21 protein-coding genes are annotated in these 21,587 nt (G+C 73.1%); 18 read left to right on the top strand and 3 right to left on the bottom strand.

Annotation, left to right across the window (positions count from 1 at the left end):
- Positions 1 to 80 precede the first annotated feature (80 nt).
- From ABD086_RS20920 to ABD086_RS20865, 12 genes are all read left to right on the top strand, one after another.
- On the top strand, positions 81 to 698 hold the full coding sequence (locus ABD086_RS20920; protein ID WP_343909819.1) for a TetR/AcrR family transcriptional regulator: 618 nt from the start codon (positions 81 to 83) through the stop codon (positions 696 to 698).
- Complete coding sequence (locus ABD086_RS20915; protein ID WP_343909817.1) at positions 695 to 1,492, top strand: TIGR03084 family metal-binding protein; 798 nt, start codon at positions 695 to 697, stop codon at positions 1,490 to 1,492. Before ABD086_RS20920 ends, ABD086_RS20915 begins: the two co-directional genes overlap by 4 nt.
- Complete coding sequence (locus tag ABD086_RS20910) at positions 1,489 to 3,180, top strand: acyclic terpene utilization AtuA family protein (protein WP_343909815.1); 1,692 nt, start codon at positions 1,489 to 1,491, stop codon at positions 3,178 to 3,180. Before ABD086_RS20915 ends, ABD086_RS20910 begins: the two co-directional genes overlap by 4 nt.
- Positions 3,177 to 4,295 (top strand): acyl-CoA dehydrogenase family protein, encoded by a 1,119-nt coding sequence (locus ABD086_RS20905; protein WP_343909813.1) that lies wholly within the window; start codon positions 3,177 to 3,179, stop codon positions 4,293 to 4,295. The genes ABD086_RS20910 and ABD086_RS20905 overlap by 4 nt, the downstream gene beginning before the upstream one ends.
- On the top strand, positions 4,292 to 4,759 hold the full coding sequence (locus ABD086_RS20900; protein ID WP_343909811.1) for an SRPBCC family protein: 468 nt from the start codon (positions 4,292 to 4,294) through the stop codon (positions 4,757 to 4,759). The genes ABD086_RS20905 and ABD086_RS20900 overlap by 4 nt, the downstream gene beginning before the upstream one ends.
- Positions 4,760 to 4,763: 4 nt before the next feature.
- Positions 4,764 to 6,314 (top strand): acyl-CoA carboxylase subunit beta, encoded by a 1,551-nt coding sequence (locus tag ABD086_RS20895; protein WP_343909999.1) that lies wholly within the window; start codon positions 4,764 to 4,766, stop codon positions 6,312 to 6,314.
- Positions 6,311 to 8,209, top strand: a complete 1,899-nt coding sequence (locus ABD086_RS20890; protein WP_343909809.1) for an ATP-binding protein — start codon at positions 6,311 to 6,313, stop codon at positions 8,207 to 8,209. Before ABD086_RS20895 ends, ABD086_RS20890 begins: the two co-directional genes overlap by 4 nt.
- Entirely contained in the window at positions 8,206 to 9,369 is a 1,164-nt protein-coding gene (locus ABD086_RS20885; RefSeq protein ID WP_343909807.1) for an acyl-CoA dehydrogenase family protein, read from the top strand. Before ABD086_RS20890 ends, ABD086_RS20885 begins: the two co-directional genes overlap by 4 nt.
- 135 nt (positions 9,370 to 9,504) lie before the next feature.
- Positions 9,505 to 11,325, top strand: coding sequence for a putative Ig domain-containing protein (locus ABD086_RS20880; RefSeq protein ID WP_343909805.1), 1,821 nt, complete (start codon positions 9,505 to 9,507; stop codon positions 11,323 to 11,325).
- 42 nt (positions 11,326 to 11,367) lie between these two features.
- Entirely contained in the window at positions 11,368 to 12,579 is a 1,212-nt protein-coding gene (gene dinB, locus ABD086_RS20875) for a DNA polymerase IV (RefSeq protein WP_343909803.1), read from the top strand.
- Positions 12,580 to 12,584: 5 nt separating this feature from the next.
- Positions 12,585 to 13,379 carry a carboxymuconolactone decarboxylase family protein gene (locus tag ABD086_RS20870; RefSeq protein ID WP_343909801.1) on the top strand — a complete coding sequence of 265 codons (795 nt, stop codon included), beginning with the start codon at positions 12,585 to 12,587 and terminating at the stop codon, positions 13,377 to 13,379.
- Positions 13,380 to 13,388: 9 nt separating this feature from the next.
- Complete coding sequence (locus ABD086_RS20865) at positions 13,389 to 14,411, top strand: YihY/virulence factor BrkB family protein (RefSeq protein ID WP_343909799.1); 1,023 nt, start codon at positions 13,389 to 13,391, stop codon at positions 14,409 to 14,411.
- On the opposite strand, the gene ABD086_RS20860 is transcribed toward ABD086_RS20865, so the two are convergent.
- Positions 14,406 to 16,595 carry an MMPL family transporter gene (locus ABD086_RS20860; protein WP_343909797.1) on the bottom strand — a complete coding sequence of 730 codons (2,190 nt, stop codon included), beginning with the start codon at positions 16,593 to 16,595 and terminating at the stop codon, positions 14,406 to 14,408. The genes ABD086_RS20865 and ABD086_RS20860 overlap by 6 nt on opposite strands.
- Positions 16,596 to 16,753: 158 nt before the next feature.
- Between ABD086_RS20860 and ABD086_RS20855 the strand changes: the two genes are divergently transcribed.
- Positions 16,754 to 17,035, top strand: coding sequence for a 2TM domain-containing protein (locus ABD086_RS20855; RefSeq protein ID WP_343909795.1), 282 nt, complete (start codon positions 16,754 to 16,756; stop codon positions 17,033 to 17,035).
- Positions 17,036 to 17,039: 4 nt separating this feature from the next.
- On the top strand, positions 17,040 to 18,098 hold the full coding sequence (locus ABD086_RS20850) for a hypothetical protein (protein ID WP_343909793.1): 1,059 nt from the start codon (positions 17,040 to 17,042) through the stop codon (positions 18,096 to 18,098).
- On the opposite strand, the gene ABD086_RS20845 is transcribed toward ABD086_RS20850, so the two are convergent.
- Entirely contained in the window at positions 18,086 to 18,862 is a 777-nt protein-coding gene (locus tag ABD086_RS20845; protein ID WP_343909791.1) for a tyrosine-protein phosphatase, read from the bottom strand. The genes ABD086_RS20850 and ABD086_RS20845 overlap by 13 nt on opposite strands.
- A 126-nt stretch (positions 18,863 to 18,988) precedes the next feature.
- Between ABD086_RS20845 and ABD086_RS20840 the strand changes: the two genes are divergently transcribed.
- On the top strand, positions 18,989 to 19,378 hold the full coding sequence (locus ABD086_RS20840; RefSeq protein ID WP_343909789.1) for a hypothetical protein: 390 nt from the start codon (positions 18,989 to 18,991) through the stop codon (positions 19,376 to 19,378).
- An 8-nt stretch (positions 19,379 to 19,386) separates the two neighbouring features.
- On the opposite strand, the gene ABD086_RS20835 is transcribed toward ABD086_RS20840, so the two are convergent.
- Positions 19,387 to 19,953, bottom strand: coding sequence for a protein-L-isoaspartate O-methyltransferase family protein (locus ABD086_RS20835; protein ID WP_343909787.1), 567 nt, complete (start codon positions 19,951 to 19,953; stop codon positions 19,387 to 19,389).
- Positions 19,954 to 20,017: 64 nt separating this feature from the next.
- On the opposite strand from ABD086_RS20835, the gene ABD086_RS20830 reads away from it, so the two are divergent.
- The 3 genes from ABD086_RS20830 (at position 20,018) to ABD086_RS20820 (ending at position 21,463) form a co-directional block, all read left to right on the top strand.
- Entirely contained in the window at positions 20,018 to 20,398 is a 381-nt protein-coding gene (locus ABD086_RS20830; protein ID WP_343909785.1) for a PLDc N-terminal domain-containing protein, read from the top strand.
- A complete protein-coding gene (locus ABD086_RS20825) occupies positions 20,391 to 20,834 on the top strand; it encodes a hypothetical protein (RefSeq protein WP_343909783.1) in 444 nt (147 codons plus the stop codon). Before ABD086_RS20830 ends, ABD086_RS20825 begins: the two co-directional genes overlap by 8 nt.
- 224 nt (positions 20,835 to 21,058) lie before the next feature.
- Positions 21,059 to 21,463, top strand: a complete 405-nt coding sequence (locus ABD086_RS20820) for a hypothetical protein (protein ID WP_343909781.1) — start codon at positions 21,059 to 21,061, stop codon at positions 21,461 to 21,463.
- Positions 21,464 to 21,587 lie beyond the last annotated feature (124 nt).

Here is a 21,587-nt window from a genome sequence, read left to right as displayed (position 1 = left end):
TGTCGACGACATTTCCGTCAGGGACTATCACAAAAAAGTCAGTCTTGACTGTTTGTTGGTGGGCGCCCCATGCTGGTCGGGTGACCACCGCCGCCGGGACCCGGGTCCCCCAGGAGGAGCGCACCCGGCTGATGCGGGCGCGGCTGCTCGAGGCGACCGTGGACTGCCTGGTGGAGCACGGCTTCGCCGGTACGTCGACGACGCTGGTGTCCGAGCGCGCGGGGGTCAGCCGCGGCGCCCAGCTGCACCACTTCCCGACCAAGAACGACCTGGTCGTCGCCGCCGTCGAGCACCTGACCGCCAAGCGCGGGGAGGAGCTCGCGGCCGCCGCCGCGCGGCTGCCGGCCGGCACGCGGCGCACCCGCGCCGTCCTCGACATGCTCGCCGACCACTTCACCGGCCCGGTGTTCAGCGCCGCCCTCGAGCTCTGGGTCGCGGCCCGGACCGACGAGACCCTGCTCGCCGCGGTCGCGCCGCTGGAGCAGCGGGTCGGCCGCGAGACCCACCGGCTGACCGTCGAGCTGCTCGGCGCCGACGAGTCCGCCCGGGGCACCCGCGAGCTGGTGCAGGCGACGCTCGACCTGGTCCGGGGCCTCGGCCTCGCGAACACCATCACCGACGACGCGCGCCGCCGCGGCCGGATCCTCGACCGCTGGGCCGACGTGCTCGACGAACACCTGGGCAAGGAGCTGCGATGAGCCTGCTGGACGAGCTGCTCGACGATCTGAAGGCCGAGGGCGACCGGCTCTGGAACGTCGTCTCGGGCCTCGACGACGACGGGTGGTCGACGCCGACCCCGGCGACCGGCTGGACGATCGCGACCCAGGTCGCGCACCTGCTCTGGACCGACGAGGTCGCGGTGGTCGCCGCGACCGACAAGGAGGCCTGGGACGCCCTGGTGCTCCGGGCGCTCGAGGACCCGACCGGGTTCGTCGACCAGCAGGCGCTGGAGGTCGCGCGGCTGCGGCCCGAGGCGCTGCTCGCCCGCTGGGGCGCCGCGCGCGAGGCGCTGCCGCGGGCGCTGCGGGAGTTCCCCGAGGGCCAGAAGATGCCGTGGTTCGGCCCGCCGATGTCGCCGGCCTCGATGGCGACCGCACGGTTCATGGAGACCTGGGCGCACGCGCTCGACGTGTACGACGCGCTCGAGGTGGTGCCCGACGCCCTGCCCGACAAGGGGGGCGACCGGATCCGGCACGTCACCCACCTCGGCGTGCGGACGCGGGACTTCTCGTTCTCGGTGCACGGCCTGGACGCCCCGGCCGAGGAGTTCCGGGTCGAGCTGACCGCGCCGTCCGGCGAGCTGTGGGCGTGGGGTCCCGAGAACGCCGCGCAGTCGGTGCGCGGCTCGGCGTACGACTTCTGCCTGCTGGTGACCCAGCGCGTGCACCGCGACGACACGGACCTGGTCGCGGCCGGCCCCGACGCCGACCGATGGCTGGACATCGCCCAGGCGTTCGCCGGGCCCGCGGGCGAGGGGCGTGCGAAGAGGTGAGGATCGGCAACTGCTCGGGCTTCTACGGCGACCGGCTCTCCGCGATGCGGGAGATGCTCGAGGGCGGCCGGCTGGACTACCTCACCGGTGACTACCTGGCCGAGCTGACCATGCTGATCCTCGGCAAGGACACCATGAAGGACCCGTCGCTGGGCTACGCGAAGACCTACCTGCGCCAGCTCGAGGACTGCCTCGGCCTCGCCCTCGAGCGCGGCGTGCGCATCGTCAGCAACGCCGGCGGCCTCAACCCCGCCGGCCTCGCCGACCGGATCCGCGAGGTGGCGCGCGGACTCGGGCTCGACGCGAACGTCGCGCACGTCGAGGGCGACGACGTCCGGTCCCTCGGGTTCGCGAACGCGCTGACCGCGAACGCCTACCTCGGCGGCTTCGGCATCGCCGCCGCGCTCCGCGCCGGCGCGGACGTGGTCGTCACCGGCCGGGTCACCGACGCCAGCCTCGTGGTCGGCCCGGCGGTCGCGCACCACGGCTGGACGCCCACGTCGTACGACGAGCTCGCCGGCGCCGTCGTCGCGGGCCACGTGCTGGAGTGCGGCACCCAGGCCACGGGCGGCAACTTCTCGGGCTTCCGGTCCCTGCCCGACCACCTGGCGCCGCTGGGCTTCCCGCTCGCCGAGATCGCCCCCGACGGCACCAGCGTGATCACCAAGCACGACGGCACCGGCGGCGCGGTCACCGTCGACACGGTCACCGCCCAGCTGCTCTACGAGATCCAGTCGACCCGCTACCTCAACCCCGACGTCACCACCCACCTCGACTCGATCCGGCTGCGCGAGGCCGGCCCGGACCGGGTCGAGATCAGCGGCGTGCGCGGCGAGGCGCCGCCGGAGCGGCTCAAGGTCGGCGTCAACGAGCTCGGCGGCTTCCGCAACACCGCGGAGTTCGTGCTCACCGGGCTCGACATCGAGGCCAAGGCGGACTGGGTGCGCGAGCAGCTCACGCCGTCGCTGGTCGCCGCCGACGTCACCTGGACGCTCACCGCGCTCCCGCAGCCGGACTCGGACACCGAGGAGGGCGCGTCCTGCCTGCTCCGCTGCACGGTCAAGGACCCGAAGCCCGACCCGGTCGGCCGCGCGTTCACCGGCCCGGCGGTCGAGCTCGCGCTCGCGTCGTACCCCGGCTTCACGATGACCGGCCCGCCGGCGCAGCCGTCGCCGTACGGCGTCTACCGGCCGGAGTACGTCGACCGCTCGGCCGTCACGCACACGGTCGTGCACGCCGACGGCCGCCGCGAGGTGGTGGCGGACCCCACGGAGTTCTCGGTGCCCGACGACACCCAGGGGCTGCGGCCCTCGCCGTACCCGGCCCCGACCGACTCGCGCACCCGCCGGATGCCGCTCGGCACCTTCGTGCACGCCCGCTCCGGTGACAAGGGCGGCGACGCGAACCTGGGGCTCTGGATCGCGCACGACGGCTCGGAGAAGTACGACGCCCGCGTCACCTGGCTGCAGAAGCTGATCACCCCGCGCAAGGTCCGCGAGCTGGTGCCGGAGGCGGCCGACCTCGATGTCGACGTGTACCTGCTGCCGAACCTCGGTGCGGTGAACGTGCTCATCCGCGGGCTGCTCGGTGACGGCGTCGCGGCGTCGACGCGGTTCGACCCGCAGGCCAAGGGGCTCGGCGAGTGGGTGCGCTCGCGCTACGTCCACGTGCAGGAGGACCTCGTATGACGGGCATCCGCGAGGTCGGCGCCGAGTTCGTGCGGCGCGAGGTCGTCGACCACCTCCAGGAGTGGGAGGACGCCGGCGAGATCCCGCGCGAGCTGCACCTCGCGGCGGCCGAGCAGGGCCTGCTGGGGGTCTCCTTCCCCGAGGCGGTCGGCGGCGAGGGCGGCGACGTCCTGGACACGGTCGACCTCCAGGAGGGGATGTTCGAGGCCGGGGCGTCGAGCGGCCTGATGGCCGGCCTCTTCACCGGCGGCATCGCGCTGCCGCACATCGCCGCGCACGGCGGCACCGACCTGGTCGACCGCTTCGTCCGCCCGACGCTGGCCGGCGAGAAGATCGGCGCCCTCGGCATCACCGAGCCCGGTGGCGGCTCCGACGTCGGCGGCATCCGCACCGCCGCCGTCCGCGAGGGCGACGAGTACGTCGTCAACGGCGCCAAGACCTTCATCACCAGCGGCGTGCGCGCCGACTTCGTCACGACCGCCGTGCGCACCGGCGGGCCGGGCGCGGGCGGCGTCAGCCTGCTGGTGATCGAGAAGGGCATGCCCGGCTTCACCGTCGACCGCTCGCTGCGCAAGATGGGCTGGCACTGCTCCGACACCGCCGAGCTGTCGTTCGTCGACGTGCGGGTGCCGGCCGCGAACCTGGTCGGCGAGGAGAACACGGGCTTCCTGCAGATCGCCGAGCAGTTCGTGGTGGAGCGTCTCGCGCTGGCCGTGCACGGCTACGGCATCGCGGCGCGGGCGCTCGACCTGACCGCGGCGTACTGCCGCGACCGCGACACGTTCGGCAAGCCGCTCGTCAGCCGGCAGGTGGTGCGGCACAAGCTCGTGGAGATGCGCAGGCAGGTCGAGGTCGCGCGCACCTACACCCGCGAGGTCGCGCGCCGGCACGCCGCCGGGGAGAACGTCGTCGCCGAGGCCTGCCTGGCGAAGCAGACCGCGGTCGACTGCGCGACGTACGTCTGTGACCAGGCCGTCCAGCTGCACGGCGGGACGGGATACATGCACGGGACCGAGGTGGAGCGGCACTACCGCGACGCCCGGATCCTGCCGATCGGAGGAGGGGCCAGCGAAGTGCTGACCGATCTCGCAGCCAAGCTGCTGGGCTACGCATGACCATGTCCGGCGAGGTGAGCGTCCGGATGGCCGCACCGCCCGAGAAGGTGTGGGCGCTGGTCTCCGACGTGACCCGGATCGGCGAGTTCTCGCCGGAGACCTTCGAGGCCGAGTGGACCCGCGGGTCCACCGGACCCGAGGAGGGCGCGTACTTCAAGGGCCACGTGCGCCGCAACGGCGTCGGCCCGACGTACTGGACGCCGTGCCGGGTGACGAAGTGCGTCCCGAACGAGGTGTTCGAGTTCTCCGTCGGCACCGACGACGTCACGGTCAACAACTGGGGCTACCGCCTCGAGCCGGACGGGGACGGCACGGTCGTGACCGAGTACTACCGGCTCGAGCCGGCGTTCTACCTGCGCGCCTACTGGCTGGTGATGGGCAAGCTGCGCGGCCGCACCAACGAGAAGGGCATGCGCACCACGCTCGAGCGGATGAAGGAGGTGGTCGAGCGTGAGCAATCGTGAGGCGATGCTGGAGAAGCTCGCCGACCTCGACGCCGAGCACGCCAAGGCGGTCGCGGGCGGCGGCGAGAAGTACGTCGACCGCCACCACGCCCGGGGCAAGCTGCTGCCCCGCGAGCGGATCGAGCTGCTCGTCGACGAGGGCTCGGCGTTCCTCGAGCTGTCGCCGCTGGCGGCCTGGGGCTCGGACTTCCCCGTCGGGGCGAGCGTGGTGACCGGCATCGGCGTCATCGAGGGCGTCGAGTGCATGATCACCGCCAACGACCCGACGGTGAAGGGCGGCGCGTCGAACCCGTGGACGGTCAAGAAGATCTTCCGGGCCTCGCAGATCGCCGAGGAGAACGGGCTCCCGACCGTCTCGCTGGTGGAGTCCGGCGGCGCGGACCTGCCGACCCAGAAGGAGATCTTCATCCCGGGCGGCAAGCTGTTCCGCGACATCACCCGGTCCAGCGCCCGCAAGGAGCCGACGATCGCGCTGGTCTTCGGCAACTCCACCGCCGGCGGCGCGTACGTGCCGGGCATGTCGGACTACACGGTGATGGTCAAGGAGCAGGCCAAGGTGTTCCTCGGTGGCCCGCCGCTGGTGAAGATGGCGACCGGTGAGGAGTCCGACGACGAGTCGCTGGGCGGCGCCGAGATGCACGCGCGGACCTCCGGCCTGGCCGACTACCTCGCCGAGGACGAGCTGGACGCGATCCGGATCGGCCGGCGGATCGTCGCGCGGCTGAACTGGCGCAAGGCGACGGCGCCTCCGGCGAGGTGGGTCGAGCCGGACGAGGACCCCGACGGCCTGCTCGACCTGATCCCCACCGACCTCAAGGAGCCGTTCGACCCGCGCGAGGTGATCCGCCGGATCTGCGACGGCGTCTCCGAGACCAACGGGGTGGTGTTCGACGAGTTCAAGCCGCTCTACGGGACTTCGCTGGTCACCGGGTGGGGAAGGCTGCACGGCCGCCCGATCGGCATCCTGGCGAACGCCCAGGGCGTGCTGTTCTCCGAGGAGGCCCAGAAGGCCACGCAGTTCGTGCAGCTCGCGAACCAGACCGACACGCCGCTGCTGTTCCTGCACAACACCACCGGCTACATGGTCGGCAAGGAGTACGAGCAGGGCGGGATCATCAAGCACGGCGCGATGATGATCAACGCGATCAGCAACTCCACGGTGCCGCACCTGAGCGTGATCATGGGCGCGTCCTACGGCGCCGGCAACTACGGCATGAACGGCCGCGCTTACGACCCGCGGTTCCTGTTCACCTGGCCGTCCGCGAAGTCGGCCGTGATGGGCCCCAAGCAGCTCGCGGGCGTGCTCGAGATCGTCGCCCGGCAGTCGGCGGAGGCCAAGGGGCAGGAGTTCGACGCCGAGGGGTTCCAGGGCGTCAAGGAGATCGTCGAGGCGCAGATCGAGGAGCAGTCGATGCCCTACTTCCTCTCCGGGATGCTCTACGACGACGGCGTCATCGACCCGCGCGACACCCGCACCATCCTGGCCATCTGCCTGTCCGTGATCGAGAACAAGCCGATCGTCGGCACCGACCGGTTCGGGGTGTTCAGGCCATGAAGCGCACGATCACCCGTCTCCTCGTCGCGAACCGGGCCGAGATCGCGTCCCGCGTCTTCCGTACCTGCCGCGCGCTCGGCATCGAGACCGTCGCGATCCACTCCGACGCCGACGCCGCGCTGCCGTACGTCCGCGAGGCCGACCACGCGGTCCGGCTGCCGGGCAGCGCGCCGTCGGACACCTACCTGCGCATCGACCTGGTGGTCGACGCCGCGCGCCGGTCCGGGGCCGACGCGGTCCACCCGGGCTACGGGTTCCTCTCGGAGAACGCCGAGTTCGCCCGCGCCGTCGTCGACGCCGGGCTGATCTGGGTCGGCCCGGCCCCGGAGTCGATCGAGGCGATGGGGTCGAAGATCCGGGCCAAGGAGCTCATGCAGGCCGCCGGGGTGCCGGTGCTCGAGGCGCCCGCGTCGCCCACCGAGGCGGACCTGCCGCTGCTGGTCAAGGCGTCCGCCGGCGGCGGCGGCCGCGGGATGCGCGTCGTCCGCCGGCTCGAGGACCTGGCCGGCGAGGTCGCCAAGGCCGAGGCCGAGGCGCTCTCCGCGTTCGGCGACGGGACCGTCTTCGTCGAGCCGTACGTCGAGCGCGGCCGGCACGTCGAGGTCCAGGTCGTCGGGAGCGTGGTGTTCGGCGAGCGCGACTGCTCGCTGCAGCGCCGGCACCAGAAGGTCGTCGAGGAGGCGCCCGCGCCGAACCTGCCCGAGGAGGTCCGCACCGCGCTCCATGAGGCCGCGCGGAAGGCCGCCGAGGCCATCGACTACCGCGGCGCCGGGACCGTCGAGTTCCTCTACGACCCGGCCACCGAGCGGTTCTGGTTCCTGGAGATGAACACCCGGCTCCAGGTCGAGCACCCGGTCACCGAGCTGGTGCACGGCGTGGACCTGGTGAAGCTGCAGATCGCCTCGGCGGAGGCGGACTGGTACATGGGCTGGACCGACCCGCCGACGGGCCACGCGATCGAGGTCCGCCTCTACGCCGAGGACCCGGCGGCCGACTACCAGCCGCAGAGCGGGACGCTCACGACGTTCGAGATCCCGCGCGAGGACGGGATCCGCGTGGACGCCGGCTTCGAGTCGGGCAGCGAGGTGTCCACGCACTACGACGCGATGCTCGCCAAGGTGATCGCGCACGCGCCGACCCGCGAGCAGGCGGCGCGCAAGCTGGCCTCGGTGCTGAGCCGGGCGAGGATCCACGGCCTGGTCACCAACCGGGACCTGCTGGTGTCGATCCTGCGGGACCCGACGTTCCTCGCGGGCGAGGTGTCGACCGACTTCCTGGGTGGTTTCGAGACGGGACTTCGTCCCTCCTCAACCACCGACAGTGCGGTCGCGGCGGCGATCGCGCTGGCCGAGCGGGCGACGCAGGCGCGCACCGTGCAGCGCGGCATCCCCGTCGCCTGGCGCAACGTGGTCCCGCAGCCGCAGCGCACGGTCTTCGAGGAGGCGACCGTCGAGTGGTTCGGCGGCTCCGCGGGCTACGCCGTCGACGGGCACGAGGTGGTGGCCGCGAGCCCGACCGAGGTCACGCTCGAGACCGACGGCGTGCGCACGACGTACTCGATCGCCGTCCACGGCGCCGCCGTCGACGTCGACAGCGCGCGCGGCCACGTCCGCCTGACCCGGGTGCCGCGGTTCGTCGACCCGGCCGAGCAGGTCGCCAGCGGCAGCCTGCTGGCGCCGATGCCCGGCACGGTCGTCAGCGTCGCCGTCGAGGCGGGGCAGCGCGTCGAGGCCGGCCAGCCGGTGCTGGTGCTCGAAGCGATGAAGATGCAGCACACGGTCAGCGCGCCGCACAGCGGAGTGGTGTCCGAGATCGACGTGAAGCCCGGGGCGCAGGTCGCGGCCGGGGAGGTTCTCGCAGTGGTGGAGCCTGAGTTGGAAGAGGTGGGAGAGTGAGCAACAACTTCAGCGAGTCGGAGGAGCGCCGGGAGCTCCGCAAGGCGGTGGCGAAGCTGGCCGGCAAGTACGGCCGCGAGTGGTTCACCGAGAAGGCCCGCGCCGGCGAGAAGACCACCGAGCTGTGGCTGGAGATCGGCAAGAACGGCTACCTCGGCATCAACATCCCCGAGGAGTACGGCGGCGGTGGTGGCGGCATCGGCGACATCGCGGCCGTGTGCGAGGAGCTCTCCGCCGTCGGCTGCCCGCTGCTGCTCATGGTCGTCAGCCCCGCGATCTGCGGCACGATCATCAGCCGCTACGGCACCGAGGAGCAGAAGCGTCGCTGGCTGCCCGGCATCTGCGACGGCACCAGCACGATGGCGTTCGCGATCACCGAGCCGGACGCCGGGACCAACACCCACAACATCACCACGACCGCCCGGCGCGACGGCGACGAGTGGGTGCTCAACGGCCGCAAGATCTACATCTCCGGCGTCGACGAGGCCGACAACGTCCTGGTCGTCGCCCGGGCCGAGGACGCCCGCACCGGCAAGGTGAAGCCGGTCCTGTTCGTCGTGCCGACCGACGCCGCGGGGTTCGAGTACAAGGCCATCCCGATGGAGATCGTCAGCCCGGAGCTGCAGTTCCAGGTGTTCCTGGACGACGTCCGGCTGCCCTCCGACGCGATCGTCGGCGACGAGGACGGCGGCCTCGTGCAGCTGTTCGCGGGGCTGAACCCGGAGCGCATCATGGCGGCGTCGTTCTCGACCGGCCTGGCCCGCTACGCCCTGGCCAAGGCGGCGGCGTACGCCAAGGAGCGCACGGTGTTCCAGGGCGCCATCGGCTCGCACCAGGCGATCGCGCACCCGCTCGCGCAGTGCCACATCGAGACCGAGATGGCCCGGCTGATGACCCAGAAGGCCGCCGCGCTCTACGACGCCGGCGACGACATGGGCGCCGGCGAGGCCGCGAACATGGCCAAGTACGCCGCCGCCGAGGCCGCCTGCCACGCCGCCGACGCGGCCGTGCAGACCCACGGCGGCAACGGCATCACCCAGGAGTACGGCGTGGCCGGGCTCCTCGTCGCCACCCGGGCCGGCCGGATCGCCCCGGTCAGCCGGGAGATGATCCTCAACTTCGTCGCGATGCACTCGCTGGGGCTGCCGAAGTCGTACTGACCCGAGGGCCTGGCTAGACCCATCGGGGTGGACCTTCCGGGCGGTGTCCGTTCCGCGGGCCGCCCTCTACCGTCGGAGCCAGTCCGAGCACCGCATCTCGAGACGACGGGCGGTCCTCGAGGAGGGATGGTCCCCATGCCCGGTGTCCGAGGGGCGGCCGCACCGGCCTCGGGCGACCTGTTCATCGCGGACCAGGGCGGCGCCCGGGTGGTGCGGGTGCCCGCGGACGGTGGGCCACCGACCACGGTGGGCTCCGGGTTCTCGCTCCCGAACGGGGTGGCGGTGGACGCCGCGGGGGACGTGTTCGTCGCCGACGGCCGTCACGACGACGCCCAGGTGGCGCGGGTGCCGGCGGACGGTGGTGCGCAGACCACGGTGGGCACCGGGCTCGACTTCCCGCGTGGGGTGGCGGTGGACGCGGCGGGGGACGTGTACATCGCCGACTTCGGCAACGAGCGGGTGGTGCGGGTGCCCGCGGGCGGTGGTGCGCAGACCACGGTGGGCTCCGGGCTCGCGTTGCCGATCGGGGTGGCGGCGGACGCGGCCGGGGACGTGCTCATCGGGGACTCCGCGAACAACCGGGTGGTGCGGGTGCCCGCGGACGGCGGGCCGCAGACCATCGTGGGCGGCGGCTTCATGTACCCCTACGGGGTGGCGGTGGACGCGGCGGGGGACGTCTACGTCGCCGACTTCGGGCACGACCGGGTGGTGCGGGTGCCCGCGGACGGCGGGCCGCAGACCACGGTCGGCTCCGGTCTCTCCCTGCCCATGGGGGTGGCGATGGACGCGGCGGGGGACGTGTACATCGCCGACTACGGCAACGCCCGGGTGGTGCGGGTGCCCGCGGACGGTGGGCCGCAGACCACGGTGGGCAGCGGGTCGTGGACCCCGGCCGGGCTGGCGGTGTACGCGCCGGCTCCGGTCTTCACGGCGTCCTCGCCGCCGACGTCGACGACGGTGGGGGCGGCGTACTCCTACACCTACACCGCGGCCGCGGCGGCCGGTCAGCCGGCGCCGCGGTTCCGGGTCGCGGCCGGCCAGCTGCCGCCCGGCCTCACCCTCGACCCGGCCGCCGGTGTCCTGGCCGGCATCCCGACCACGGCGGGCGGCTTCACGTTCGCCGTGCAGACCGAGAACGCCGCGAACGCCACCCTGGCCGACCCCGTGACGATCACGGTGGCTCTGGTTCCGGTCCCGGGCGACCTGCTCATCGCGGACTACGGCGGCGGCCGGGTGGTACGGGTGCCGGCGGACGGCGGTGCGCAGACGCCGGTGGGCACCGGGCTCTCGTTCCCGTATGCGGTCGCGGTCGATGCGGCGGAGAACGTCTACATCGCCGACAGCGGCAACGACCGGGTGCTGCGGGTCCGGGCGGGCGGCGGTGCGCAGTCCACGGTGGGCACCGGGCTCTCGTTCCCGTCGGGGGTGGCGGTGGACGCGGCGGGGAACGTGTACGTCGCGGACACCAGCAACCACCGGGTGGTGCGGGTGCCGGCGGGCGGTGGGCCGCAGACCACCGTCGGTAGCGGGCTCACCAGGCCGACGTCCGTGGCGGTGGACGCCGCGGGTGACGTGCTGATCGCGGACACCAACAACCACCGGGTGCTCCTGGTGCCCGCGGCCGGCGGGCCGCAGACCACGGTCGGCACCGGCCTCTCCTTCCCGGTCGGGGTGGCGGTGGACGCGGCGGGGGACGTGCTGATCGCCGACAGCGGCACCGACCAGGTGGTGCGGGTACCGGCGGACGGCGGCGGGCAGACCACGGTCGGTGCCGGGTTCACCAAGCCGAGCGGGGTGGCGGTGGACGCGGCGGGAGACGTGTACGTCGCCGACTACGGCAACGGCCGCGTGGTGCGGGTGCCCGCGGACGGTGGGCCGCAGACCGCGGTGGGCGCCGGGTTGCTGTCCCCGACCGGCGTGGCGGTGTACGCGCCGGCGCGCCGACGGCGGCGGTGAGCCTCTTGCGCATGATCGAACATCTGTTCGATCATGGGGCGTGTGATCCTGCACGCCGACCTCGACTCGTTCTACGCCTCGGTCGAGCAGCGCGACGACCCACGGCTGCGCGGCCGGCCGGTGATCGTCGGGGCGGGCGTGGTGCTGGCGGCGAGCTACGAGGCCAAGGCGTACGGCGTCCGCTCGGCGATGGGCGGGCGCCAGGCGGCCCGGCTGTGCCCGGACGCCCTCGTGGTGCCGCCGCGCTTCTCGGCGTACGTCGAGGCGAGCAAGCGGGTCTTCGAGATCTTCGACGACACCACGCCGCTGGCGGAGGGGATCTCGATCGACGAGGCGTTCCTCGACGTCGGCGGCCTGCGCCGGCTGGTGGGCGAGCCCGAGGACATCGCGGTGACGCTGCGGCGCCGGGTGCGCGAGGAGGTCGGGCTGCCGATCTCGGTCGGCATCGCGCGCACCAAGTACCTCGCCAAGGTCGCGAGCGCGGTCAGCAAGCCGGACGGCCTGCTCGCGGTGCCGCCGGACGACGAGGCGGCGTTCCTCCACCCGCTGCCGATCGAGCGGCTCTGGGGCGTCGGCGCGATCACCGCGGCCAAGCTGCACGCGGACGGCGTCCGCACGATCGGCGAGCTCGCCGGCCGGGAGGAGGTCGAGCTCGCCGCCGCGGTCGGCAAGGCCGCGAGCCGGCACCTGTGGGCGCTGGCGAACCTGATGGACCCCCGGCCGGTCGAGGTCGGCCGCCGGCGCCGGTCGATCGGGTCGCAGTGCGCGATGGGCCGGCCCGGCAAGCCGAAGTCGCGCGAGGAGCTCGACGGGCTGCTCGCCGGCCTCGTCGACCGGGTGGCGCGGCGGCTGCGGGCGGGGGAGCGGATCGGCCAGACGTTCACGCTCCGGCTGCGCTTCGACGACTTCGGCCGGGCGACCCGGTCGGCCACGCTGCGGCACTCGACCGCGACCACGGCGACCTGGCTGGAGACCGGGCGGCGGCTGCTCGCCGACAGCTGGCCGCTGATCGAGGAGCGCGGCTGCACGCTCCTCGGCATCACCATCTCCGGCCTCGTCGACGGCCGCTCCCGGCAGCTGGAGCTGCCGCTGTTCCCCGACGTCGTGCACGAGAACGGCCTGGACGCGGCCCTGGACCGGGTCCGCGACCGGTTCGGCTCGCGATCGGTCACCCGGGCGGCCCTGGTCGGGCGCCACATCGGCCTGGAGATGCCGACGCTGCCGGACCCCGGACCGACCCCGCGCCTACGCTGACCGACGTGGACCTCCCCGCCGAACCGATCCGCGCGCACGCCCCGCAGGCGCACGCCGCGCTGATGGCGGTCCTCGCCGCGCGGGCCGCGCTCGACGTGGACCTGCTCGACCCGCGCGTGGAGCTGTTCGCCGACCAGTTCGGCGTCGACGTGTCCCTGGTCGACGACGACATGCGGCGGCGCTTCCTCGAGGCGACCGGGCCGACCGCGTTCGAGGTCGCGCAGATCGTCTACGTCGACGACTACTGGCCGCGGATGGCGGTCGTGGCGGCCCAGGTGCTCGGCGACGGCCGGATGCTCAAGGAGACCATCGACCGGGTGCCGCCGACCGAGCTGTGGCCGCTGGTCGAGGAGTTCCAACGCCAGGTCGCGCGGCTCGACGCCCTCGACCCGGTCACCACCGAGCTGGTCCGGCTGCGCGGCGCCCGCCAGCACGAGTGCCGGCTCTGCAAGTCCCGCCGGTCGCTGGCCGCGATCGAGCTCGGCGCCGACGAGGCGACGTTCGACGCCGTGGACCGGTACGCCGACAGCGACCTCGCCGAGCACACCAAGGCCGCGTTGGCGCTGACCGACGCGATGATCTGGACGCCGTACGTCCTGCCGCCCGAGGTCGTCGAGACCGTCAACGCGCACCTCGCCCCCGCCCAGGTCGTGGAGGTCGTGCTCGACATCGCCCGCAACGCCGCCAACAAGATCGCCGTCGCCCTCGGCGCGGACGCGGCCACGGTCACCGACGGCGTCGAGCTCTTCCGGACCGACGCCGACGGCAGGATCACGGTGGTGGGGCCGGGTCATCGGTAGCCTGTCGCGGTGGGACGGGTCATCGACGGCGCCGACCGGGCGCAGCGGCGCTGGTCGGTGCTCGGCTACCCGCTTGCGGTGATCTACAAGTACTTCGACGACCAGGGCAACTACATCGCCGCGATCATCACCTACTACGCGTTCATCGCGATCTTCCCGCTGCTGCTCCTCGGCTCCTCGATCCTCGGCTTCCTCCTGCAGGGCAACGCCGACCTGCAGGCGGACCTGATCGACTCGGCCCTCGCCCAGTTCCCGATCATCGGTGACCAGCTGGGCCGGCCGGAGGGCCTGACCGGCTCGACGACGGCGATCGTCGTCGGCTCCCTCGTCGCCCTGTACGGCGCCCTCGGCCTGGGCCAGGCGCTGCAGAACGCGCTCAACGTCGCCTGGTCGGTGCCCCGCAACAGCCGGCCCAACCCGGTGCTGCTGCGGCTCAAGAGCCTCTTCCTGCTGATGACCGCGGGTGTCGCCGTGCTGACGATCTCGGTGCTGTCCACGCTCGCCGCGAACACCGAGGTGCTCGGCGAGACGGTGTCGTCGTACCGGTGGCCGATCACCGTCCTGACGGTCCTGGTCAACACGCTCGTGCTCACCGCGCTCTTCCGCGTCGGCGCGGCGCGCAGCCACAACGTCTGGACCGGGTCGGTGCCGGGCGCCGTCACCGCATCGCTGCTGTGGATCGGGCTCCAGACCATCGGCACCGCCTACGTCACCAACGTCCTGACCGAGACCAGCGCCATGAACCGGACCTTCGGCCTGGTCCTCGGCCTGATCGGCGTCCTCTGGCTCACCGCCGTCATCGGCGTGCTCGGCATCGAGGTCAACGTCGTGCTCGAGCGCCGGCTGTGGCCGCGCGCCCTGCTGACCCCCTTCACCGACCGGGTCGAGCTCACCGACGCCGACCGCCGCGCGTACGCAGGCTACGCCAGAGCCCAGCGCCACAAGGGCTTCGAGACGATCCAGATCACCTTCGACGACCAGCGGCTGGTGCTGCCCGGCGACGAGGACGACGGCGCCGACCACGTGTCATGACCGGCCGGCGGGCTCGGGCTCGGGGTGGTAGGAGCGGTCGGGGAGGAACGACAGCCAGCGCGGGAGCCACCAGGTGCGGTCGCCGAGCGCGGCCAGCACGGCCGGGAGCAGCATCGCGCGGACGACGGTCGCGTCGAGCAGGATCGCGACGGCGAGGCTGACGCCGAGCTGCTTGAACGTCGTCATCGACAGCGTCGCGAACACCGCGAAGACGGCGACCATGATCGCGGCCGCGCTGGTCACCACGCCGGCGGACGTGACGACGCCGTGCGAGACCGCGGCGCGGGTCGGGAGCCCGCGGTCGTGCGCCTCGCGGATCCGGGACACCACGAACACGTGGTAGTCCATCGAGAGGCCGAACAGGATCACGAAGTCGAACAGCGGGATCCAGGACTCGATCGCCCCGACCCCGCGGCCGCCGACGAAGGACGCGCCCCAGCCGTGCTGGAACACCGCGACCATGACGCCGAAGGCCGCCGCCAGTGAGAGCACGTTGAGCACGACCGTGACGAGCGCGATCGTCACCGAGCGGAACGCGACCAGCATCAGCAGGAACGCGAGCACCAGCACGAAGACGACCACCGGCAGCATCGAACGGCCGAGCTGGGCGTTGAAGTCCTCCGAGAAGGCCAGGTTGCCGCCGACGTACGCCTCCGCGCCGGGCACCGCGCCCAGCGTGTCCGGGACGACCTGGGACCGGAGCGCGTGCAGGGCGCGCACGGAGGCGCGGCCGGTGCCGTTGCCGGCGAGCGGTGCGGTGATCTCCAGGACGCCGGCCTCGGGGTGGGCGGTGACCAGGACCGGGGCCTGCACGAGGCCGGCCCCGAGCGCGCGGCTGCGGAAGTCGGCGACGGCCGCGGTCATCTCGGAGCCTCGTACGTCGGGGGCGGTGACCACGATGTGCGCCGGGGTCGGGCCGCCCGGGAACTGCCGGGTGATCCGGTGGTAGCTCTGCATGATGCTGGTGTCGGCGGGCAGCAGCTTGTCCAGGCTCAGCTGCTCGGTGTGCAGCCCGGCCGCGGGGACCGCGAGCAGCAGCAGGACGCCGGCCGCGACGGAGACCGACGCGCCCGGTCGGCGGAGCACGCGGGCGAGCACGGCGTTCCAGAACCGGTTGTCGGCGCCGGGCCGCCGCATCCGTGCCAGGCCGGGGACGCGGCCGAGGTCGATGCGGTCGCCGAGCAGCGACAGGATCGCCGGCAGCACGGTGACGGAGCCGACGACCGCGATCAGGACCACGAGGATCGTGGCGGCCGCGAAGCCCTCGAACAGCAGCATGCCGGAGAGGAACATCCCGGACATCGCCGCGACCACGGTCAGGCCGGACACGAGGACCGAGCGGCCGGAGGTCGCGCTGGCGATGCGCAGCGCGGTGGCCGGGTCGCGCCCGCGCACCCGCTCCTCCCGCTCCCGGCGCAGGTAGAACAGCGAGTAGTCCACGCCGACGGCGAGGCCGACCAACAGCATCACCGAGCTCGTGGAGCTGTCCAGGTGCAGGCGGTGGCTGACCAGCGCGAGGAGGCCGTTCGCGGCGAGGAAGGACGTGACCGCCAGGCCCACCGGCAGCACGGCGGCGAGCAGCGCGCCGAACGCCACCACGAGGATGCCGATCGCCAGGGGGACGGCGGTCCACTCGGCGCGGCGGAAGTCCTGGAGGATCGTCTCGTCGAACCAGTGGTTGGCCGAGCCGTCGCCGAACTCGTCGATGCGCGCCTGCGGGTACGCCGCGCGGGTTGCCGCCGCCGCGTCGAGCAGCGGCTGGGCGCGGTCGCCGGACGTCATCGGGTCGCCGGACATCGTCACCTGCACGAGGGCGGACCGGCCGTCCTCGGACACCATGCCGTTGGCGAACGGCTCGGTGACCTGCTCCACGACCGACGTGGCCTCCAGCCGGCGGACCAGGTCGGCCACGACCGCGCGGGACGGGGGACTGGTGACCGGGGCGTCGGTGGTGACGAGGAACATCTCCGTCGCCGGCGTCCTGAGGCCGGCGTCGCCCAGCACCTGCTCCACGCGCGCCGAGTCGCCCTCGGCGTACTGGTCCTCGGTCATCTGGACCTGGCCGGCGCGGGCGCCGACGACCATGGCGACCGCCACGAACACCAGCCAGCCGACGACGGCCAGGACGCGGTGGCGCACGCTCCAGCCGCCGATCGCGGCGGCGAGGTTCTGGCGCTCGTCCATGCGGACCTCCACGCTCGTCTCGGCCGAGTCTCCGCCGGCCGGCGGCCACCGGGCAGGGGCGAACGTCCGGGCGAGCCGGGGACCTAGTGCCGTGTCCGGCGGCGGCGCGGCGAGCGACGCTGAAGGTGTCGAGGCGTGCCGTCCAGGAGGAGGGCGAGATGAGCACCGGGGCACCGGAGAGCATGGACCTGCGCGACCGGGCGCTGCGGCGCCTGAAGAAGAAGCACGAGTTCCACGTGCACCTGGCGATCTACCTGATGATCAACGCGATGATCGTCTCCGTGTGGGCGATGACCAGCCACGGGTTCTTCTGGCCGATCTTCATCCTGGTCGGCTGGGGGGTCGGCGTGGTGGCCAACGCCTGGGACGCCTACGGCGGCGGCGAGCCGACGGAGGACCAGATCGCCCGCGAGATGGACAGGATGAGCCGGAAGCGGTGAGGGCATGAGCGCGGCCGCCCGGGTGGCCCGCCTCGCGACGGTGATGCTGGCGGGGGCCCTGATCTCGGTGCTGCCGCGGCCCGCGGTCGCGGCAGCGCCGTCCCCGGTCGATCCGGCGGCCCTGTCCCGCGGGGCCGACCCGACAGTGGTGCACCTGGTGCGCGACACGATCCACGACGGCGCCCTGCGGGTGCCGGCGACCGAGCGGGGCCGGCACGACGCCCTGTGGGTGGTCTCCGGGGGCTACCTGCTGCGGGACTACAACGTCGGCCACCCCCACCACGTCGTGGTGGTGTTCGTGGACCCTGCCGGCGCGCGGCGGGTGGTTGCGCGCTCCCGGGACTGGATCGACGTGGCGGCCTCGCCCAGCGGGGAGCGCGTGGCGACCGAGCACGCGACCGGCCCCGGCCTGCTCCGGTCGGTCGTGACGGTGTCCGACCCGGCGACCGGACGGGTCGTCGCCAGCCGCACCATGCGGCTGGTCACGCTGGCCGCCGTGACCGACCACCGGGTGCTGCTCGGCAAGCGGGCCCGTTGGCACGACCCGGCGACAGTGTGGTGGAACTACGACCGTGACCGGCGGTGGCGGCTGTACGACGAGGCGGCGCTCGGCGCCGACGTGCGGCACGACCGGGTCGTCTTCGACCGGACCGACCGCGGCGAGTTCTGCCTGCGGGTGGCGGTCCTCTCGCGGCCCGGCCACACGCTGTGGCGCGGCTGCGGCCGCTATCCCCACCAGTGGTCGCCGGACGGGAGCCTCGCGCTCGCCAGCTGGTCGTACTTCGACGCGGCCGGCACCGACCGGTGGTGGGTCGTCGACGGCCGGACCGGGGCGCCCCGGAGCATGATCACCGGCCGGCTCGACTGGGACGCGGTGTGGGAGGACGACACCCACTTCCTCACGCTCGCGCAGGGCGAGGAGGGCGGGGCCGCGATCATCCGCTGTGACCTCGACGGGGTCTGCGAGCGGGCCAGCCGCATCTGGGACGTGCCGGTGCCGGAGGAGCCCTCGCTGTACTACGCGCCGCCGCCGGTCGTGCTCGCCGGGAATCAGGCGTCGTAGTGGACCAGCCGCGCGCGGAGCGCGGCGATCGTCGCGTCGTCGAGGCCGAGCCCGTCGCGGAGGTAGCCCGCGACTGAGCCGTGGTCCGCGGCGACGGCGTCGTACGCCGCCTGCAGGTACTCGGGCGCCACGACCATGGTCGGCTCGTAGACCTCCACCAGGTGCTCGCCGAGATGCTCGCCGACCAGCGCGAGGTACTTCTCCCGCGTCGCCGAGGAGACCTCGTTGGTGAGCAGGTAGTCGGCGACGATCGTGTCGCGGTCGACGCCGGCGATCTCGAGCAGCAGCGCGGCCGCCCAGCCGGTCCGGTCCTTGCCGGCGGTGCAGTGGAACAGCTGCGGCACGCCGCCGGTCGCGAGCGCGCGGAGCAGCTCGCCGTACGCCGCCCGTGAGTCGGCCGACCGCACGAAGCCGTCGTACACCTCGCGCATCACGCGCTCGGCGGCCGCGGTGTCGGCCAGGCCGTCCACCATCTCCATCGGGATGCCCGCGACCTCGACGTGGTGCCAGGCGGCGCCGGGGACCTCGACGTCGGGGTGCGCCTCGACCTCGGGCGTGCTGCGCAGGTCGTGGACGGCGGTGATGCCGAGCCCGGCCAGTGCGGCGGCGTCGGCGTGGGTGAGCTGGAGCTCGTTGGAGCGGTAGAAGACCCCGCGGCGCACGCGGCCGCCGTCCCCGGCCGGGTAGCCGGCGCCGGTGCCCGCCACGTCGCGGAAGTTGTCGGCGGAGGCGAGCCGGAGGAGCTCGGTGGGCGCGTCGGTCACGACCGCAGGATAGGGGGGTCCGGCGGTGACCCCAGTGGCCGAGGGGCCCGGTCAGGCGATGGCTCGCCGCCGGCCGCCCGCCCTAGCGTGGCAAGCCCGGGGGGCATCCTTCGAGGGGAGAACCTCATGCTGCGCAAGATCGGGGCGTCCGTCGCCGCCGTCCTCCTGGCCGCCGGGGTCGGGCTCACCGCGTCCGCACCGGCGGACGCCGCCCAGGCGGGCTTCGAGGCCCGGTCCGTGCTGCCCTACCACGGCCACTACATGGGCACCGACGGCCACCACCGGACCGTGAAGTTCTACTTCAACGGCAGCCACATCCAGCACGTCACCGTCAACGGGCACCTGATCGTGAGCAGCGCGCCGGTCAGCGGCGTGACCGTGCACCACAAGTGCGACAGCCACACGCGCAAGTGCGTGCGCGGGCACTGGAGCTGGGACACGGAGTTCCAGGGCACCTGGAACGACCCCAACTCCGGGCACCAGGCCCACTTCGTGGCCAACCTGTACTCGCACTGACTCCGGAGTCAGCGCAGCGGCACGAACCGGTAGTACCCGTGCCGGCTCACCTCCGGCTGTCCGTCGCCCCTGGCCTCGACCAGCAGCATCACGCCGTGCACCGGGATGACCATCCGGCCGGCCGGTGCGAGCTGGTCGACCAGGGCGGTGGGCAGCTCGGGCGCCTCCGCCGACACCAGGATCCGGTCGTACGGCGCGCCGGCCGGGTCGCCGTACACCCCCGGCCGGGCCGGCTCGATCCGCGCCCACGGCCAGCCGCCGTGGGTGAGGTTGGTGCGGCCGAACTCGACGAGGTCGGGCTCGAGCTCCAGCCCGAGGACCTCGCCCTCGGGGCCGGTCAGGTGCGCGAGCAGCCCGGTGGTCCAGCCGGAGCCGGAGCCGACGTCGAGGACCCGGTCGCCGGGCCGGACGTCCAGCAGCCGCAGCATGCTCTCGACCGTGCGCGGCTGGGAGTTGGTCTGGCGGTGGCCGATGTCGAGCGGGCCGTCGTACGACGCGCGCGGCTGCTGCGAGGGCGGCAGGAACCACGTGCGGGGAACCGCGGCGAACGCGTCGCCGACCCGATCGGCGTCCATGCCCTCGAGTCAACCACGGCCGATCTGCTGACGCCGGGCGGGTCGGCGGGTGACACTTCGATCCGTGATCAAGATCGAAGGGCTGCTCGGGGTCGTCGCGTTCGCCCTGTGGGTGTTCTGCCTGGTGGACGCGATCGGCAGCCCGGCGGACCGGATCCGCAACCTGCCCAAGGTGGCGTGGGTCGTCATCGTGCTGCTGTTCCCGCTGGTCGGGTCGATCGCCTGGCTCGTCGCCGGGCGGCCCGACGACGGCGCCGCGCGCCGCGCGGCGTACGAGCGCGAGCAGCCGGCGTTCCCGGAGTACGACCGGCCCGGCCGGGCCGCGGCGGTCGACCCGGAGAAGGACGAGGAGTTCCTCCGCCAGGTGCGCGAGCGCGCCGAGGCGCAGCGCAAGGCCTACGAGGAGCGCCGCAAGCGCGAGCAGGGCGACAGCGCCGGTGGCTGACCGGCGGCTGCGGCCGGTCGCGCTCACCGCCACCGTCGTCGGCATCGCCGTGACGCTGGTCGCGCTCGTCGGGCTGCCCTGGGTGCACCACGACGCAGCCCGGGCGGCCTCCTCGCACAGCTCGTGGGTGATCGTCTTCGACGATCCGGCGGGCCGGCACACCTTGCTGGTGTGGGTCCTGTTCGCCGCGTGCGCGGTCACCGCCCTCCTCGCCGGCTGGACGGACGCCACGTGGTCGCTCCTGCTGCGCTGCGTCGCGCCGCTGCTCGCGGGCGCCCTCGCGCTGGTGATGTCGTGGCAGGTCTACACCGCCGACCTGGTCCTGCCGTCCGGGTTCATGGTCGAGACGGGGCTGCAGCCCGGGTTCTGGGTGACCCTGCTCGGCCTCGCGCTCGTCGCCCTCGGCTCGGCGTTCGGGGCTGCCCGGCCGCGGTGACACCGTTGGTCGAGCTTGTCGAGACCCCTGCCGTTGGTCGAGCTTGTCGAGACTTCTGCCGTTGGTCGAGCTTGTCGAGACCCCGGAAGATGCCCCGCTTCCTGCGGGTGGTCGCTCCCGGCTCCCGGCTCCCGATTCGTCGCGGCAGCCACGAGACCGCGCCGTCCTCGAGTGCCCGACGTGGACGTGGTTCGCGACCTCGACGCACGGGCACGATCTCGGCGATGCCTGAGGAAGCAGCGCTCGCAGCCAGGTGGTTCGGCGTGCGAGGCGAGTTCGAGCTGGTCAGCCGACGCCGGATGGCGGTGCTGACCGCTCGGCATTGGCTGGTCCTGCTCGGCTCGTGGGGCATCCTGTCGAGCGACTTCGACCCGCCGAGGTTCTGCGACGTCATCGTCTTCAGGCGAGACACGGGTGCTGCCGTCGCGTCCTTCTCGCATTCGCAGCTCGGCTCAGCCACCGGTCACCTCACCGATCTCCGAGACCGGTTGCTGTCGACGCATGTGTTCGACTTCTGCCGAGAGCTCGGCCTGTCGATCGACGTCGTCATCGGGCCCGGACAGGATCTGACACTCGACCCGGCAGACCCCTGGTCGGGTATCTGGCCAGACGCGCGACGGCGACCATGACGGCACGGGCTGCCCGGGCTGCCCGGGTGCTTCGGCCGTCCGCCAACCGGTCGTCCCGGCGGGCCGGCACCCGCCGCTGGTCTTCGGTTGCGACCGCTATGGCAGCAGAGCGGGACGATGGGTG

The organism is Nocardioides aquiterrae, from assembly GCF_039526625.1.
Classification (GTDB): domain Bacteria; phylum Actinomycetota; class Actinomycetes; order Propionibacteriales; family Nocardioidaceae; genus Nocardioides; species Nocardioides aquiterrae.
Note: the sequence above shows the minus strand (reverse complement) of the source record. Positions and strands in the feature narration are given on the sequence as shown.

Coding starts and splice junctions, on each gene's coding strand:
- ABD086_RS20915 (WP_343909817.1), top strand. CDS start 695: ATGAGCCTGCTGGACGAGCTGCTCGACGATCTGAAGGCCGAGGGCGAC.
- ABD086_RS20905 (WP_343909813.1), top strand. CDS start 3,177: ATGACGGGCATCCGCGAGGTCGGCGCCGAGTTCGTGCGGCGCGAGGTC.
- ABD086_RS20900 (WP_343909811.1), top strand. CDS start 4,292: ATGACCATGTCCGGCGAGGTGAGCGTCCGGATGGCCGCACCGCCCGAG.
- ABD086_RS20895 (WP_343909999.1), top strand. CDS start 4,764: ATGCTGGAGAAGCTCGCCGACCTCGACGCCGAGCACGCCAAGGCGGTC.
- ABD086_RS20890 (WP_343909809.1), top strand. CDS start 6,311: ATGAAGCGCACGATCACCCGTCTCCTCGTCGCGAACCGGGCCGAGATC.
- ABD086_RS20880 (WP_343909805.1), top strand. CDS start 9,505: ATGCCCGGTGTCCGAGGGGCGGCCGCACCGGCCTCGGGCGACCTGTTC.
- ABD086_RS20860 (WP_343909797.1), bottom strand. CDS start 16,595: ATGGACGAGCGCCAGAACCTCGCCGCCGCGATCGGCGGCTGGAGCGTG.
- ABD086_RS20855 (WP_343909795.1), top strand. CDS start 16,754: ATGAGCACCGGGGCACCGGAGAGCATGGACCTGCGCGACCGGGCGCTG.
- ABD086_RS20850 (WP_343909793.1), top strand. CDS start 17,040: ATGAGCGCGGCCGCCCGGGTGGCCCGCCTCGCGACGGTGATGCTGGCG.
- ABD086_RS20840 (WP_343909789.1), top strand. CDS start 18,989: ATGCTGCGCAAGATCGGGGCGTCCGTCGCCGCCGTCCTCCTGGCCGCC.
- ABD086_RS20835 (WP_343909787.1), bottom strand. CDS start 19,953: ATGGACGCCGATCGGGTCGGCGACGCGTTCGCCGCGGTTCCCCGCACG.
- ABD086_RS20820 (WP_343909781.1), top strand. CDS start 21,059: ATGCCTGAGGAAGCAGCGCTCGCAGCCAGGTGGTTCGGCGTGCGAGGC.